The 13521-nt window shown below is 69.7% G+C and carries 13 protein-coding genes; 9 read left to right on the forward strand and 4 right to left on the reverse strand.

Features of this window, described 5'->3' with window-relative positions; all coding sequences use genetic code 11:
* Window positions 1-117 precede the first annotated feature (117 nt).
* Together ACF3M1_RS05340 and ACF3M1_RS05345 are read left to right on the forward strand one after the other, a co-directional pair.
* A complete protein-coding gene (locus tag ACF3M1_RS05340) occupies window positions 118-492 on the forward strand; it encodes a PadR family transcriptional regulator (RefSeq protein ID WP_394004574.1) in 375 nt (124 codons plus the stop codon).
* Window positions 489-1445 (forward strand): sensor domain-containing protein, encoded by a 957-nt coding sequence (locus tag ACF3M1_RS05345; protein WP_394004575.1) that lies wholly within the window; start codon window positions 489-491, stop codon window positions 1443-1445. The genes ACF3M1_RS05340 and ACF3M1_RS05345 overlap by 4 nt, the downstream gene beginning before the upstream one ends.
* Window positions 1446-1793: 348 nt before the next feature.
* Here ACF3M1_RS05345 and ACF3M1_RS05350 read toward each other — a convergent pair whose 3' ends face one another.
* Both ACF3M1_RS05350 and ACF3M1_RS05355 read right to left on the reverse strand, forming a co-directional pair.
* Entirely contained in the window at window positions 1794-2447 is a 654-nt protein-coding gene (locus ACF3M1_RS05350; protein ID WP_394004576.1) for a C40 family peptidase, read from the reverse strand.
* Window positions 2448-2561: 114 nt separating this feature from the next.
* Window positions 2562-3155 carry a C40 family peptidase gene (locus ACF3M1_RS05355; protein WP_394004577.1) on the reverse strand — a complete coding sequence of 198 codons (594 nt, stop codon included), beginning with the start codon at window positions 3153-3155 and terminating at the stop codon, window positions 2562-2564.
* 58 nt (window positions 3156-3213) lie between these two features.
* Here ACF3M1_RS05355 and ACF3M1_RS05360 point away from each other — a divergent pair, with 58 nt between their 5' ends.
* The 6 genes from ACF3M1_RS05360 (at window position 3214) to mdtD (ending at window position 9944) form a co-directional block, all read left to right on the forward strand.
* On the forward strand, window positions 3214-3693 hold the full coding sequence (locus ACF3M1_RS05360; protein WP_394004578.1) for a peptidylprolyl isomerase: 480 nt from the start codon (window positions 3214-3216) through the stop codon (window positions 3691-3693).
* Window positions 3694-3779: 86 nt separating this feature from the next.
* Window positions 3780-5012, forward strand: a complete 1233-nt coding sequence (locus tag ACF3M1_RS05365) for a DUF418 domain-containing protein (protein WP_394004579.1) — start codon at window positions 3780-3782, stop codon at window positions 5010-5012.
* A gap of 13 nt (window positions 5013-5025) precedes the next feature.
* Complete coding sequence (locus tag ACF3M1_RS05370) at window positions 5026-6273, forward strand: NAD(P)/FAD-dependent oxidoreductase (protein WP_394004580.1); 1248 nt, start codon at window positions 5026-5028, stop codon at window positions 6271-6273.
* Window positions 6270-7661, forward strand: coding sequence for a glutathione-disulfide reductase (gorA, locus tag ACF3M1_RS05375; RefSeq protein WP_394004581.1), 1392 nt, complete (start codon window positions 6270-6272; stop codon window positions 7659-7661). Before ACF3M1_RS05370 ends, gorA begins: the two co-directional genes overlap by 4 nt.
* Window positions 7662-7692: 31 nt before the next feature.
* Window positions 7693-8490: an N-formylglutamate deformylase gene (gene hutG, locus ACF3M1_RS05380; protein WP_394004582.1), complete on the forward strand. Its 798-nt coding sequence runs from the start codon at window positions 7693-7695 to the stop codon at window positions 8488-8490.
* A 77-nt stretch (window positions 8491-8567) separates the two neighbouring features.
* Window positions 8568-9944, forward strand: coding sequence for a multidrug transporter subunit MdtD (gene mdtD / locus ACF3M1_RS05385; protein ID WP_394005188.1), 1377 nt, complete (start codon window positions 8568-8570; stop codon window positions 9942-9944).
* Between the two features lie 6 nt (window positions 9945-9950).
* On the opposite strand, the gene ACF3M1_RS05390 is transcribed toward mdtD, so the two are convergent.
* Window positions 9951-10589 (reverse strand): methyltransferase domain-containing protein, encoded by a 639-nt coding sequence (locus ACF3M1_RS05390; protein WP_394004583.1) that lies wholly within the window; start codon window positions 10587-10589, stop codon window positions 9951-9953.
* A gap of 340 nt (window positions 10590-10929) precedes the next feature.
* Complete coding sequence (gene parE, locus ACF3M1_RS05395) at window positions 10930-12819, reverse strand: DNA topoisomerase IV subunit B (protein ID WP_394004584.1); 1890 nt, start codon at window positions 12817-12819, stop codon at window positions 10930-10932.
* 293 nt (window positions 12820-13112) lie between these two features.
* On the opposite strand from parE, the gene ACF3M1_RS05400 reads away from it, so the two are divergent.
* The gene (locus tag ACF3M1_RS05400; protein ID WP_394004585.1) at window positions 13113-13412 is read left to right on the forward strand and encodes a hypothetical protein; all 300 of its coding nucleotides are present in this window, start codon (window positions 13113-13115) and stop codon (window positions 13410-13412) included.
* Window positions 13413-13521 lie beyond the last annotated feature (109 nt).

Genomic DNA, 13521 nt, shown 5'->3' on the forward strand with positions numbered 1-13521 from the left:
AATCCGGCAAGGTCGGGAGCCCGATTGTGGCCGACTCCCGCGCGCCGCATGACTAGCGGCACATCCGCTATAGCGAAGTCCGCACTAGTATCGACATCACCCCAGCGGAGGTGGCCCATGGCCGACACCCCGGACGACGCCGAACTGCAGTTGCGCAAGTTCCAGAAGGAACTGAGCGCAGGCACGGTGTCGCTGGCGCTGCTGGCCGTGCTGGGGAGCAGTGCGACGCCGATGTACGGCTACCAGATCGCCAAGCGCATGGAATCGCTCGATGGCGTGCTCAGTGGCAAGCAGAGCGCGTTGTATCCGGTGCTGCGCAACCTCAGCGCCGCCGGCCTGCTCGACAGCCACACCGAGCCGTCCGCCGCCGGGCCGCCGCGTCGCTATTACCGCATCACCGAGGCAGGGCGGACCACCCTGCAGCAATGGGCCGCCGCCTGGCGCGCCACCCGGGTTTCCGTCGACGCCGTACTGGAGGGTGCCTTGCAATGAACAGCCCGCAAATGAACACGAGCCACCTGCCCACCAGCATTCCCGCCTATCTCGAGCACCTGCGCCGTGCGCTGGCCGGCGCGGACCCCGCCCTGGTCCAGGATGCGCTCTACGACGCCGAGGAGTACCTGCGGTCGGAGCTGGCCGAGCAGCCCGGGCGCAGCGAAGCCGAGGTGATCGCCGCCGTCGCGTCGAGCTACGGCGCGCCCGACGAGGTGGCCGACATCTACCGCGACACCGAGGTCACGGTGCAGACCGCGCTGCGCCCGCCGGCGCCGGCACCGCGCACCTCGCTCGCCGGCCGCTTCTTCGGCGTCGCCGCCGATCCGCGCACCTATTCCTCGCTGTTCTACATGGTGCTGTCGCTGGCCACCGGCATCTTCTATTTCACCTGGGTCGTCACCGGCTTCTCGGTCTCGCTGGGCCTGGTGTTCGTGCTGATCGGCATTCCGTTGCTGATCCTGTTCTTCGGCTCGGTGCGGGTGCTGTCGCTGGTGGAAGGCCGCCTGGTCGAAGTGATGCTCGGCGAGCGCATGCCCCGGCGCCCGCTCTATGCCGCGCGCGGCCGCAGCTGGCTGCAGCGCATCGGCGACATGTTCACCGATGTCCGCACCTGGAGCACGCTGCTGTACATGCTGATGATGCTGCCGCTGGGCATCGTCTACTTCACCGTCAGCGTCACCGCGTTCTCGATCGCGCTGAGCATGATCGCGGCGCCGCTGATGGTCTGGGTGGGGCTCGCGGCGCCGGGCGTGACGGCCTACGGCTGGACCTTCATCAGCTGGTCCGAGCGTTCGGGCCTGGGGACATCGGTGCCGTTGTGGGCGACGCCGCTGGTGCTGATGGCCGGCGTGCTGATGCTGTTCGTCAGCCTGCATCTGGTGCGCGGCATCGGCCGGGTCCACGGCCTCGTGGCCAAGCACCTGCTGGTGCGGACCGCGCAGTACAGCTGAGGCGACCTGTGGATCGCAGGCCAGGGGCCGCAGAGTCGTCTGCGGGATGACGGGCGCCGGCGCGGCACGGTGACGCTGGATGTCCCTGCAGGCGGTGCGCGCGCCGTCGGCCGGGCGGCGCGTTCTCAGAGGACGGCATGCGCCGTACAGGTCCGCGCGACACGACGCACGGCCCGGGCGAGGTCTTGATACGCGCGCGTTGACGCCGGTGCCGGCCGCGTGAGCGGGCGGACGGATGTGCGGCCTCGCCGTCGGCGCACCGGGATCTTCAGCTGTGCATCCACACACGGCGCATACGCAAAGGCCGCCCCGTGGGCGGCCTTTCTGCGCGGAGGACGTGGCGTCCGCTCAGACGCCGGCGACGCGCCGTGCGGACTTGAAGCGCGTGGCCCAGTAGCCGCTGTCGAGCTCGGACACCATGACGTCCTTGCCGGTACGCGGCGCGTGGACGAACCGGCCTTCGCCCAGATAGATGCCGACGTGGTCGATGCGGTTGCCGCGGCGGCCGAAGAACACCAGGTCGCCGGCGTTGAGCGAGGCGCGCTCGACGCGCTCACCGTTCTGCGCCATGTCGCGCGAGACGCGCGGCAGGTCGATGCCGAGGGCGGTGCGGAAGACGTATCCGACGAGGCCGCTGCAGTCGAAGCCGCTGTCGGGGCTGGAGCCGCCCCAGCGGTAGGGCGTGCCGATCAGGGTGAGGGCGCGCTTGAGCAGGCTCTCGACCCGGCCGTCGGCGGCGACCGGCTTGTCGACTTCGAGTGCGATGAGCTGGTTGATGTCGCTGGCGAGCAGCATCTCGGGCTGCGGCAGCTGGACGGTCGGGGCGGTGATCGCCTTGGCGACCGACGTGGACTGGAGCACTTCGAGCTGGTCGGCCGAGTCGCCGGCGAGACCGGGGCCTGCAAAGGCGGGGGCGGCGGCGAGAGTCAGAACGCTGGCGAGGAGGGCAGTACGGAGGCGGCGGGTGCGGGTGGCGCGGGCGCCGATCTGTGCGTCTGTCATCGTCACGTGGGTTTCACTTGTCGCGGACCAGAGGCGGAAGCTACCGGACGAAAGTGCACGAGATGTTAAATGAAAATTAATGAATGCGACTAAGTGCTCGTTTTTGCTCACAATTCAGTGAAGAACGCGTCGAGAGCCGGTGTAGCTCCGCCGCCAGTAATTGCCGTCTAGATGGTCCAGACGCACCGTCCCTCCGGTGCTCGGGGCGTGGACGAAGCGGCCTTCACCGACGTAGATGCCGACGTGTGACACACCGCCGCCGCTGCCGAAGAACACCAGATCACCGGGCGCCAGGCGGCCCGGGTCGATCTTCGGGCCCTGGTAGGCGTAGAGCTCGCGCGAGGTGCGCGGCAGGCGCAGGTCGAGCATGTCGCGGAAGACGTAGTTGACCAGGCCGCTGCAGTCGAAGCCGCCCTCCGGGGTGTTGCCGCCATAGCGGTACGGCGTGCCGACCAGGCTGATCGCGCGCATCAGCACGGCATTGGCCGCGGCCGGATCGGCCGGCGACACCGCGGTCCAGGTCCTCGCCCCGGGCGGCGCGGCGGTGGACTGGGGCGTGGGCCGCACGTCGGGCCGGCCACAGGCGGAGAGGGCGAGGACGAGCGCCGTCAGCGCCAGGACACGGACGGCGATTGGCGCGGATGTGGCGGAGTCCGGATAATGCGGGGTCGGGGGCACGGGGCGCGTCCGTCGGCGAACAGCCGGCATCGTGCCGCAATCCCGCCTTTTTCCTCAAGCGGCCCTGTCCGCATCACCGGGTATTCCAATGAAGATCGAGAAAGACCGCGTCGTCCGTTTCCACTACAGCGTCGCCGAAGCCGGCCAGGAGCCGGTGGAGACCTCGCGCGATCGGGAACCGCTGGCCATCCTGTTCGGCCACGGCAACATCATCCCGGGCCTGGAGAAGGCGATGGACGGCCACGAGGCCGGCGACACCTTCAAGGCCGACGTGACCGCCGCCGATGCCTACGGCGAGCGCCGTGAGGGCATGAACCAGCGCGTGCCCAAGAAGCACTTCGGCGCGCAGAAGCTCGCCCCGGGCCAGCAGGTCGTGCTCAACACCAGTTTCGGCCCGCGCGCGGTGACGATCGAGAAGGTCGGCATGAGCGTGGTCGACGTCGACCTCAACCATCCGATGGCCGGCAAGGACCTGCAGTTCGACATCGAGATCGTCGAAGTGCGCGAGGCCTCGAAGGAAGAGATCGACCACGGTCACGTGCACGGCGACGGCGGCCACCAGCACTGATCTGCACGACGCGGCGCGCCGCCGGGGCGCGCCGTATCGGTCGACACCGCAACCCGGGCACGACCGCAGGAGCGAGGACGATCCAGGTGCAGAACGCAACGCTGGGGCCGGTGGCGTCGGGCGACCGGCTCACCGTGATGGACATGCTGCGCGGCGTCGCGTTGCTCGGCGTGTTCATGATGAACATCGAGTGGTTCTCGCGGCCGATGCAGGCCATGGGCAGCGGCATTCCGGCCGATGCCGCCGGGCTGGACCACGCGGTGGCCTGGGCGGTGCACGTGCTGGTTGCCGGCAAGTTCTGGACGATGTTCTCGCTGCTGTTCGGCATGGGCTTCGTGGTGATGGCCGATCGCATCGCCGCGGCTGGGCGCAGTGTCGAGCGCGTGTTCGCGCGGCGCATGGCCGCGCTGTTCGTCTTCGGCCTGCTGCACATCGTGCTGCTGTGGCCGGGCGACATCCTGCATACCTATGCGATGGCCGGCCTGCTGCTGATGGTGATGCGCGGCCTGTCGCCGACCTGGCAGCTGGTGTCCGGGCTGGCGATGTTCTTCGGCATGGCGGCGTTCTATCTCGCCAACGCCGGGCTGATGATGGTGATGCCGGACGCCATGCTGGCGGACATGCGTGCCCAGTTCGCGGCTTCGGCGGCCAGCGCCGCGGCGATCTATCCCGACGGCAGCTTCGCCGCGGTCACCGGCCGCCGCGTGCTCGACTACATCCAGATCGGCCTGCAGGGCCAGATGGTGATGGTGCCGATGGCCGCCGGCGTGTTTCTGGTCGGAAGCTGGTTGATGCGGGGCGGCTGGTTGCGCGATCCGGCGGCCCACCGCCGGTTCTGGTGGCGGCTGTTCGCGTTCGCGCTGCCGCCCGGCGTGTTGTTCACTGCAGCCGGTGTCGCGATCGGCACGTCCTTCGGTGGCGGCATCTTCGATCCGCGCGCGATCGCATCGGCCAGCCTGATGCTGCTCGGCGCGCTGCCACTCTCGCTGGCCTACGTGTCGCTTCTGGTGCTGGCCGGGTCGTCCGCCGCGGGCGCGCGCGTGCTTGGGGTGTTCGCACCGGCGGGCCGCATGGCGCTGACCCACTATCTGGCGCAGTCGCTGCTCTGCTCGCTGTTGTTCTACGGCTACGGCGTCGGGTTGTGGGGCGACCTGGGCCGCGCGGCGCAGACCGGGCTGGTCGTGCTGGTGTTCGCGGCGCAGGTCGCGATCAGCCATGCCTGGCTGGCCCGGCACCGCTACGGTCCGATGGAATGGCTGTGGCGCTGGTCGACCTACGGTCGGCGGCCGCAGTGGCGACGCGCGACGACGCCGGCATGACCCGGGGCCGGCCATGAGCCCCCGCGACGACGTGCTGATCGTCGGTGGCGGCGTGATCGGCCTCGCCTGCGGGCTGGCCCTGTTGCAGGCCGGGCGTCAGGTGCGCGTGCTCGAAGCGGGCACCGCCGGCTGCGGCAGTTCGCACGGCAACTGCGGCACGATCACGCCCAGCCACGCCGCGCCGCTGGCCGCGCCGGGCACGATCGGCAAGGCGCTGCGCTGGATGTTCACGCCCGATGCGCCGTTCCGCGTGAGTCCGCGGTTCGATCCCGCGCTGTGGGCGTGGATGCTCGGCTTCGCGCGGCGCTGCAACCGACGCGACTGGCTGCGTGCGATGCAGGCCCGGGCGACGATCCTGCAGGCCTCGCGTGCCGCGTTCCCGGACTGGCTCGCCACGCACGACATCGACTGCGAATTCGAGCCCTCGGGCGTCGACCACGTCTACCGCGACCGCGCCCAGTTCGACGCCTACGGCGACGAGGCCGCGCAGTTGCGCGCGCTCGGAATTCCGGTGGAGACGATCGACGGCGCGGCCTATCTGCGCGAGGAACCGGCACTGCGCGAGGGCGTCGTCGGCGCGGTGCGGTTCGACGGCGATGCGCGGCTGCGCCCCGATCGCTACGTCGCGGGCCTGGCGCGCGCGTTCCGCGCCGCCGGCGGCGTGCTGGTCGAGGACTGCGAGGTGCTGTCGGCCGAAGAAACCGGCGACGGCGTCCGCGTGCGCACCACGCAGGGCGCCTTCGACGGGCGCGACCTGCTGCTGGCCACCGGTGCGTGGTCGCCGCTGCTCGCGCGCGGCCTGCGGCTGCGCGTGCCGGTGCAGCCGGGCAAGGGCTATTCGATCACCTATTCGCGGCCCGCGCTGACACCGCGGCGGCCGATGGTGCTGCACGAGCGCAGCGTCTGCGTGACTGCCTGGGACAGCGGCTTCCGGATCGGCAGCACGATGGAGTTCTCCGGCTACGACCGCTCGCTCAACCGCGTGCGGCTCGATGCGCTGGAGCGCGGCGCCGCCGAATACCTGCACGTGCCGACGGGTCCGGTGCGCGAGGAAGAGTGGTACGGCTGGCGGCCGGTGAGCGTCGACGACATGCCGCTGATCGGGCTGGCGCCGGGGCACCGTCACGTCTGGCTCGCGACGGGGCATGGCATGCTCGGCGTCAGCATGAGCGTGTCCACAGCCCACCTTGTCCGCGACCTGATCTGCGGACGCCAGACCGCCTTCGATCCGTCGCCCTACGCACCGGCGCGTTTCGCATGAGCGCAGCCCAAACGGACGACACCGCACTGCTGCATGTCGATCTCGTCGTGCTCGGCGGCGGTTCCGGTGGCCTGGCCGCGGCGTTCCGCGCGGCCGAACACGGCCGGCGCGTGGCCCTGGTCGAGCCCGGCGCGCTGGGTGGCACCTGCGTCAATGTCGGCTGCGTGCCGAAGAAGGCGATGTGGCTCGCGGCCGATCTCGGTGCGCGCATCGCCCAGGCTGCGCAGCTGGGGTTCGCGCTGCCGGCCGAGGGGCATGTCGGATTCGACTGGCCGAAATTCATCACCGATCGCCAGCGCTACATCCATGGCATCCACGACAGTTATCGCAAACGGCTCGACCGCGACGGCATCGTCGTGCTGCCTGCGCGCGGGCGCCTGGCGGGGCCCGGTCGCGTCGAATGTGACGACGGCACCTGCCTCGCCGCGCCGCACATCGTGCTGGCCACCGGCTCGTCGCCCCAGCGCCCCGACGTCCCCGGCGCCGAGATGGGCGCGGTGTCCGATGATTTCTTCGCGTGGTGCGGCGCGCCGTCACGGGTCGCGCTGATCGGCGGTGGCTACATCGCGATCGAGCTGGCGGGCATGCTGCAGGCACTGGGCAGCCAGGTCGATGTCCACGTCCGCGACCAGCGTCTGCTGCGTCAGGCCGATGCCGAGATCGTCGAGCAGCTGCAGGAGAATTACCGCCAGCAGGGGGTCAACCTGGTGTTCGGCTACGCGCTCGAGGCGCTGCGCCGGGGCGACGACGGTCGCCTGCGGCTCCAGGCCGCGGACGGCAGCGTGAGCGAGGTCTACGACCAGGTGCTGTTCGCGACCGGGCGCCGGCCCAACACCGGCGACATCGGCCTGGACACCGTCGGCATCACGCCGGATGCGAACGGCGACATTCCGGTCGACGCATGGCAGGCCACGCCGGCGCCGGGCGTCTATGCAGTCGGCGACATCTGCGGTTGCGGACCGGCGCTGACGCCGGTTGCGATCGCCGCGGCGCGGCGCCTGTGCGATCGCCTGTTCGGCGACAAACCCGACGCGAAACTCGACGCCGACAACGTGCCGTCTGTGGTGTTCTCGCATCCGCCGCTGGCGATGGTGGGGCTGACCGAGGCGGACGCCCGCGCGAGGCATGGCGACGACGTCCACATCTACCGCACCAATTTCCGCCCGATGCGCGAGGCGCTGGCCGAATCGAACCAGCGCAGCCTGTTCAAGCTCGTGTGCGTGGGGGCCGAACGCCGCGTGGTCGGCCTGCACCTGCTCGGCGATGCGGCCGACGAGATCCTGCAGGGCTTCGCGGTCGCGCTCAAACGCGGCATCACCCTCGACGATCTGCACGACACGATCGCGATCCACCCGACCAGCGCCGAGGAAGTGGTGCTGCTGCGCTGAGCCGTCGCGCGTGCCGGCCTACAATGCGGCCATGCGCACCGACCTGCTCGACCTCCATCGCGGCGACGCGCCGCTGCTGATCAGCATTCCGCACAACGGCACCCGCGTGCCCGATGCGATCGCGTCGCGACTGACCGACGAGGCGCGTCGCGTGCCCGACACCGACTGGCACGTGGCCGATCTCTACGCCTTCGCGCGCGAACTCGGCGCGTCGGTGCTGGTGCCCACGCATTCGCGGTATGTCGTCGACCTCAACCGGTCCGAGGACGACGTCTCGCTCTACCCGGGCCAGAACACGACCGGCCTGTGCCCGGTGGTGCGCTTCGACGGCGGGCCGGTCTATCGCGAGGGCGGAGCGCCCGACGCGGCCGAGATCGCCGCGCGCGTCGATACCTACTGGCGGCCCTATCACGCGGCGCTGGCGGACGAGCTGGCGCGGCTGCGCGCCGCACACGGGCGTGTGGTGCTGTGGGAGGCGCATTCGATCCGCGGCACCCTGCCGTTCCTGTTCGAGGGGCGCCTGCCGGATCTCAATCTCGGCACCGCCAGCGGCGCGAGTTGCAGTCCTGCACTGCAGGCCGCGCTGGCCGGTGTGCTGGAGTCGCAACCGTGCTACGACGCGGTGGTCGACGGACGCTTCAAGGGTGGTCACATCACCCGCCACTACGGCCGGCCGGCCGCCGGCGTCGAGGCGGTGCAGCTCGAAATCAGCCAGCGCTGCTACATGGACGAAGCCACGTTCGAATGGGACGCCGCGCGCGCGGCCGCGCTGACGCCGGTGCTGCGCGCGCTGCTGGTCGCGGCGATCGGGCACGCACGCAGGGCATGAGCCGCCCGCGCGCCGGTCGCGATCCCGAACCGGACCCGCGTGCCCGCGACGCCGACCTGCTGCGGCCGTTCCGGCCGATGTTGTGGCTGGTTGCGGCCGCGGTGTTCATGCAGATGCTCGACACCACGATCGTCAACACGGCGCTGCCGTCGATGGCGGCGGACCTGGGCCAGTCGCCGCTGCGGATGCAGTCGGTGGTCGTGGCCTATGCGTTGACCGTGGCGATGCTGATCCCGGCCTCGGGCTGGCTGGCCGACCGGCTGGGCACGCGGCGGCTGTTCGTCGCGGCGATCGTGCTGTTCACCGCCGGCTCGCTGGCCTGTGCGCTGTCGCCGGATCTCGACACGCTGGTCGCCGCGCGCGTGCTGCAGGGCATCGGCGGCGCGATGCTGCTGCCGGTCGGGCGCCTGGCGGTGCTGCGGGCGGTGCCGCGCACGGCGTTCCTCGCGGCGATGAGTTTCGTCACCGTCCCCGGTCTGATCGGGCCGCTGATCGGACCGGCGCTCGGCGGCTGGTTGACCGAAGCCGCGTCCTGGCACTGGATCTTCCTGATCAACCTGCCGCTGGGCCTGGTCGGCGCGGTCGCCGCGCTGCGCTGGATGCCGGACCTGCGCGCGCCGGTCTCGCGCTTCGATCTGCCGGGCTACGGCCTGCTGGCCTTCGGCATGATCGCGGTATCGCTGTCGGTCGAAGCCTTGTCGGGCCATGCTGCCCGGCAGGCGGCGCTGGTCGTGCTGCTGGTGACCGGGCTCGCGGCGCTGGTCGCGTACTGGCTGCACGCGGCGCGCGCGGTCGCGCCGCTGTTTCCGTTGACGGTGTTCCGCACCCGCAGCTTCAGCGTCGGCCTGCTCGGCAACCTGTTCGCGCGCCTGGGCAGCAGCGGCATGCCGTACATGATTCCGCTGCTGCTGCAGGTCGCGCTCGGCTTTCCACCGACCCAGGCCGGACTGATGATGATTCCGGTCGCGCTCGCCGGCATGTTCTCCAAGCGCATCGTGGTGCCGCTGGTGCAGCGCTTCGGCTACCGCAACGTGCTGGTGGTCAACACCGTGCTGACTGGGTTGACGATGGCGAGCTTCGCGCTGGTCGACGCCGGCCAGCCGCTGTGGCTGCACGTGGTCCAGTTCGCGGTGTTCGGCGCGGTCAATTCGCTGCAGTTCACCGCGATGAACACCCTGGCGCTGCGCGACCTCTCGGGTCCCGAGGCGAGCGCGGGCAACAGCCTGCTGTCGATGGTGATGATGCTGGCGATGAGCCTGGGCGTGGCGACGGCCGGTGGCCTGCTCGGTGCGTTCGGCGGCGAGCCTGTGGATGCGGCGCCGGTGCTCGCCGCGTTCCGCTGGACCTTCGTCTGCATCGGCGCACTGACCATGGCGTCGGCGGCGATCTTCGCCCAGCTCGGCCCCACGCATCGAATTCCGGGGCCGGTCGTCGACACCGCCGACCAGGCCTGAAATCGCTCAGCCGCCGCGCTTGACCGCGCGCAGCTCCCACAGCAGATAGGGCGCACGCGGCGTGTATGCACGACCGCGGAGCCAGCGCAGCCAGCGACGCAGGGCGCGTGCGGCGAGTTTGCGCGGACCATGGTTCTGCGGCGAGCCGGGCAGGGCGCTGTACGCCGCGCCACGTTCGGTGCGGACCACACGCTCGATCTCGAAGTGGCCATGGAAGCCGTACATGCGGCCGTCGGGTGACGGGCCGCAGAAATACGTATGGCTTTCGTCGGTGATGGTGTTGACGTGGGTCGGATCGACGAACGCATCGGTATGCGGGAATGCCGGCGTCAACGCGTACAGCCGGCCGTCGTGCGCCAGCACGCGCCAGATCTCGTTCATCAGCTCGATGAAGGGAAAGCGCGTGCCGCCCTGGCCGTCGGGAAAGATCCGCGGCACGTGTTCGATGAAATCGTAGGCCGAGACCGAGCCGAAGCTGCCGTCGGGGTAGGGGATCGGCCCGACGACGAGATTCGCGGTGCGATGTTCGTGGGCGACATCTCCGTCAGGTGCGCGGATGTCGATGCCGCACAGCTGGGCACGGCCGTAGGGGTTACGCGGCGCGTCGCCGCAGCCGAGATCGAGATGGCGGTCAGGAAGTTGCATGCTCAAATTCTATCCGGGAACACGTATCGAAGCGTCGTCATGCTCTTGTCTTGTCCGCACCGACCGGTGTGGCAGACGCAGCTGATCGATCGCGACCCGAGAAGCGACAGTTTCATGCGACGACGGGGAGGCGTCGGTGCCGGAGCGGCCAGCATGGCCCCGCCTTCGGGCCGGCACCGGCTATCCGGCGGGACGTCCGATGACGTGCCGCCTCTCGTCAGGGTCTGGCGGGGCCGTATCCCCGCCCATGTCCGGTCAATCCTGTCGCGCGCTGTGGCCACAGCGGGGCGTCAGTTGAAGCGAATCGCCATGCTGCCGCAAGGCAAGAGGCTCGCCACGCTCAGACCTCCAGCGTCGCCAGATCGCCCTTGGTCTCCAGCCACGCCTTGCGGTCGCCGGCGCGCTTCTTCGCCAGCAGCATGTCGACCAGCGAGCGCGTCTGCAGATCGTCGTCGATCGTCAGCTGCACCAGGCGGCGGGTATCGGGATGGATCGCCGATTCACGCAGCTGCGAGGGATTCATCTCGCCCAGACCCTTGAACCGGGTCACGTTGATCTGGCCCTTGAGCTTCTCGCGCGCGATCTTCTCCAGCAGCAGGCGCTTCTCTTCCTCGTCGAGCGCGTAGAACACCTGCTTGCCCACGTCGACGCGGAACAGCGGCGGCATCGCGACGAAAATGTTGCCGGCCGCGACCAGCGCCGGGAAATGGCGCAGGAACAGCGCGCACAGCAGCGTCGCGATGTGCAGGCCGTCGGAGTCCGCGTCGGCCAGGATCACGACCTTGCCGTAGCGCAGGCCGGAGATGTCCTCCTTGCCCGGATCGCAGCCGATCGCGATCGCCAGGTTGTGCACTTCCTCCGAGCCCAGCACCGAGGTGCTCGCGACTTCCCAGGTGTTGAGGATCTTGCCGCGCAGCGGGAGGATCGCCTGGAAATCCTTGTCGCGCGCCTGCTTGGCGCTGCCGCCGGCCGAGTCGCCCTCGACGAGGAACAGTTCGGTACGCGAGAGATCCTGGCTGATGCAGTCGGCCAGCTTGCCCGGCAGCGCGGGTCCTTGCGTGACCTTCTTGCGGACGATCTGCTTCTCGGTCTTGAGCCGCGCGCTGGCCCGGTCGATCGCGAGCTGGGCGATCTTCTCGCCGAGGTCAGTGTGCTGGTTGAGCCACAGGCTGAAGGCGTCGTGCGCCGCGCCCTCGACGAAGCCCGCGGCCTGACGCGACGACAGCCGCTCCTTGGTCTGGCCGGAGAACTGCGGATCGGTCATCTTCATCGACAGCACGAAGGCGACACGGTCCCAGACGTCTTCCGGCGCCAGCTTGACGCCGCGCGGCAACAGATTGCGGAAGTCGCAGAACTCGCGCAGCGCGTCGGTGAAGCCGGTGCGCAGGCCGTTGACGTGGGTGCCGTGCTGTGCGGTGGGGATCAGATTGACGTAGCTCTCTTGCACCAGCTCGCCATCCACCACCCACGCGACCGCCCAGTCGACAGTTTCGGTGTCCTTTTTCAGCGCGCCGACGAACAGCTCCGGCGGCAGCAGTTCGCGTTCGGCCAGTTCGCCCTTGAGGTAATCGCGCAGGCCGTCCTCGAACAGCCACTGGTCGCGTTCGCCGGTGGCTTCGTCGAGCAGGGTCACGGTCAGGCCCGGGCACAGCACGGCCTTGGCGCGCAGCAGATGACGCAGGGCGCGCACGCTGAACTTCGGGCTGTCGAAATACTTCGGGTCGGCCCAGAAGCGCACGCGGGTGCCGGTGTTCTTCTTGCCGACCGTGCCGACCACTTCCAGCGGCGACGCGCGGTCGCCATCACGGAAGGTGATGCGGTGCTCGCTGCCGTCGCGCTTGATGTGCACTTCCACCAGCGTCGACAGCGCATTGACCACGCTGACGCCGACGCCGTGCAGGCCGCCGCTGAAGGTGTAGTTCTTGTTGCTGAACTTTCCGCCCGCGTGCAGGCGGGTGAGGATCAGCTCGACGCCCGGAATCTTTTCTTCCGGATGGATGTCGACCGGCATGCCGCGGCCGTCGTCGGACACCTCGCAGCTGCCGTCCTTGAACAGCGTGACGGCGATCTCGCGGGCGTGCCCGGCCAGTGCTTCGTCGACAGCGTTGTCGATGACTTCCTGCGCCAGATGGTTCGGGCGCGTGGTGTCGGTGTACATGCCGGGGCGGCGCTTGACCGGATCCAGGCCGGAGAGGACTTCGATGTCGGCGGCGTTGTAGCGGGTGTTCATGCGTGCCCGGAGCGGAAAGACCGGCGCATGGTAATGGATCGCGTCATCCGGCACCCCGGGCGCCCGAAATCGGTGGAATCCCGGCGCGACCGCATGTAACCGCTTGCAGTTCCGTTAGCGCCGCGTGGAGCCGCTGTAACGCCCCCGTTGTTCAGGCTGAGGCCGGTTTCTGCTGGCTAGGTTGGGGCTGTCGACGGCAGCATGCATCGACGTTTCGCCGGCCCACCCCCCTACCGGTCGGCGCGTTTGATCCCCTTTCCGATGTCCATTCATTCCGTTCCAGGGAGAGTCCAATGAAGACCCGCCACGTTCTGTTCGCCGCCATCGTCTCCACCGCCTTCGCCGCGCCGGCGTTCGCCCAGGAGGCGACCATGGAGCAGGAGGCACGTGCCGCCCAGGCCGCCGCCCAGCAGGCCGAGACCGACGCGCAGACGGCCGAAGCCGCTGCCCAGGCGGCCGAGACCGCAGCCCAGGACGCCGCCGTCGAGAGCAGCTACGCCGCCGACGCCGTCAACGAGGCCTACGATGCCCAGGCCGAGGCCGAGCAGCAGGCCACCGAGATCGAGGAAGAGGAAGCGGGCGATCCGGCCTGATCGACGCTGCGTTCCGTGTGACCGAGCGCCCCGGCCTGGCCGGGGCGTTCGCGTCTGAGGTCCGCGTTTTTTCCGCGCCGAGCATCCGCGGCCGGACGCCCGCCGGCGT

Source organism: Luteimonas sp. WGS1318 (assembly GCF_043187535.1).
Classification (GTDB): Bacteria; Pseudomonadota; Gammaproteobacteria; order Xanthomonadales; family Xanthomonadaceae; genus Luteimonas.

Excerpts from the sequence above, each read along its gene's own strand:
- ACF3M1_RS05340 (WP_394004574.1), top strand. The coding sequence starts at position 118 with ATGGCCGACACCCCGGACGACGCCGAACTGCAGTTGCGCAAGTTCCAG.
- ACF3M1_RS05345 (WP_394004575.1), top strand. The coding sequence starts at position 489 with ATGAACAGCCCGCAAATGAACACGAGCCACCTGCCCACCAGCATTCCC.
- ACF3M1_RS05350 (WP_394004576.1), bottom strand. The coding sequence starts at position 2,447 with ATGACAGACGCACAGATCGGCGCCCGCGCCACCCGCACCCGCCGCCTC.
- ACF3M1_RS05355 (WP_394004577.1), bottom strand. The coding sequence starts at position 3,155 with ATGCCGGCTGTTCGCCGACGGACGCGCCCCGTGCCCCCGACCCCGCAT.
- ACF3M1_RS05360 (WP_394004578.1), top strand. The coding sequence starts at position 3,214 with ATGAAGATCGAGAAAGACCGCGTCGTCCGTTTCCACTACAGCGTCGCC.
- ACF3M1_RS05370 (WP_394004580.1), top strand. The coding sequence starts at position 5,026 with ATGAGCCCCCGCGACGACGTGCTGATCGTCGGTGGCGGCGTGATCGGC.
- gorA (WP_394004581.1), top strand. The coding sequence starts at position 6,270 with ATGAGCGCAGCCCAAACGGACGACACCGCACTGCTGCATGTCGATCTC.
- hutG (WP_394004582.1), top strand. The coding sequence starts at position 7,693 with ATGCGCACCGACCTGCTCGACCTCCATCGCGGCGACGCGCCGCTGCTG.
- mdtD (WP_394005188.1), top strand. The coding sequence starts at position 8,568 with ATGTTGTGGCTGGTTGCGGCCGCGGTGTTCATGCAGATGCTCGACACC.
- ACF3M1_RS05390 (WP_394004583.1), bottom strand. The coding sequence starts at position 10,589 with ATGCAACTTCCTGACCGCCATCTCGATCTCGGCTGCGGCGACGCGCCG.
- parE (WP_394004584.1), bottom strand. The coding sequence starts at position 12,819 with ATGAACACCCGCTACAACGCCGCCGACATCGAAGTCCTCTCCGGCCTG.
- ACF3M1_RS05400 (WP_394004585.1), top strand. The coding sequence starts at position 13,113 with ATGAAGACCCGCCACGTTCTGTTCGCCGCCATCGTCTCCACCGCCTTC.